This window comes from Fluviicoccus sp., from assembly GCF_030646115.1.
Classification (GTDB): domain Bacteria; phylum Pseudomonadota; class Gammaproteobacteria; order Pseudomonadales; family Moraxellaceae; genus Fluviicoccus.
Genome location: NZ_JAUSMX010000025.1, coordinates 1 through 1,503 on the forward strand (window position 1 = coordinate 1; position 1,503 = coordinate 1,503).

The 1,503-nt window shown below is 60.5% G+C and carries 1 protein-coding gene; it reads right to left on the bottom strand.

Going from position 1 to position 1,503, the window contains the following annotated elements:
- Nucleotides 1-19 precede the first annotated feature (19 nt).
- Nucleotides 20-1,503: hypothetical protein (locus tag Q7T36_RS15710; protein WP_304850787.1), on the bottom strand; the 1,484-nt coding region annotated here is incomplete at its 5' end.

Here is a 1,503-nt window from a genome sequence, read left to right on the forward strand (position 1 = left end):
TAATCGGCAAGACAGCTTGCTATTGCTGGCAAGCCAGGTTGCTATCGCGGAAATTACCGTCGCACGACGCCAGACCCATCGTTCCGGTGCTGTCATCCACTGCCGGCTGGCCCGGCCCTGCAGACGTCACCACACCGCGGCGCAGGACCTTGTTGGCGTTCTCCTTGGCGAATCCGGATTCGCGAATCTCGATCGTCGCGTTGCGGATATCCAGGTAAGCGGCATCCAAGGCACCCGTCAACTGGGCGTTGGTTGCTTCAACGCCGTTGTACTTGACCGACCGATGCAGCGGGTTTCCCGAAAACTCATACCTGGGTTGTATCGCGTCGTCGCCTACCAAATGGATGGTGCCGTCGCCGAGCGCGTCGCCAAAAACCTTAACCAGACCGCTAGTCCGAACGTTCAAACCTTGGAACACGGGATTATTCGTGTCGCCAATAACGCCATTGCCTGGAAGCGTCCGAATGGTCAGTGACGCCGTTGTCGAACTAAACGGAGCAGTCGCCGTCACCAAGCCCCCGGCTGTACCGGCCGCCGTAATGAAGCCAGTTAAGCCTGCTAAGGCCCCCGGGGTACCACCGCTCGGTGCCTCCAAAGTCACATAGGCCGCCGATATCCCGACGTTGGTGTCCGTCGGATCTGATGGCCGCACCAGACCCACCTCGATCCGAGTGGCATTGAGCCATGCCTGGCTACTGGCACCAGCGATCAGAGAAACGGTACCGCTGAGAGCGTTGGGGGGACTCGGAGGGGCAGGGAATGGGGGTACTGGTACTGGGAATCCTGAGAGGAGAATATCTCCCGACGACATGGCCCAAAGATTGCCGCCGATGGTCAGGAGGCCGCTTTGGGTGATGTTGCCGCCGGCGGTAATGTCGAGATAGCCTCCTACAGTGGAGGCTCCGAAAATCACGGCATCCGTATCCTTAACGAAGACATTGCTGGCACCCGTCGTATTGACTGACAGGGTAGTGAAGTTGTTAGCTGCATTGGTGGCAATAATGTGCCCCCCCGCCGCCGTGCTGGTCAGAGTAATTGTTGCTGCTCCGCTTACGGGATCATTGTAGGTCTGCGCCCCCGTAGTAGTGACGGACCCGCCAGCGATCACCGTGGTGCCCGGCAGGTCAGTTGTCACGCTGGCCAACTTCTCGCCCGCCACAGCACTGCCTACGACGCCCCCGAAGGTGGTGGTGCCGCTGTCAATCACCGTTAGGCTACGATTTGTGCCGTCTGACTTCACCGTGCTGCCGAAATTAACGTCGACACCGGTCAGCGTGGTATCGGCCCCCAGTACAACCGGACTGTTATAGGTCTGCCCGGCCGTAGTTGTGACTGCGCCGCCGTTCAGCGCCGTTGTGCCAGCCTGAGTCACCGTCAGGGTGGCCAGCGAGGTGCCGGTGCCGATCGTGCTGCTGGCGGCAATAACGCCCGCCGTGCCGGCATTCAGCGTCAGGCTCTGCGTGTTGGCTACCGTGCCATCCACCGCGCCGCCCAAAGTGATGC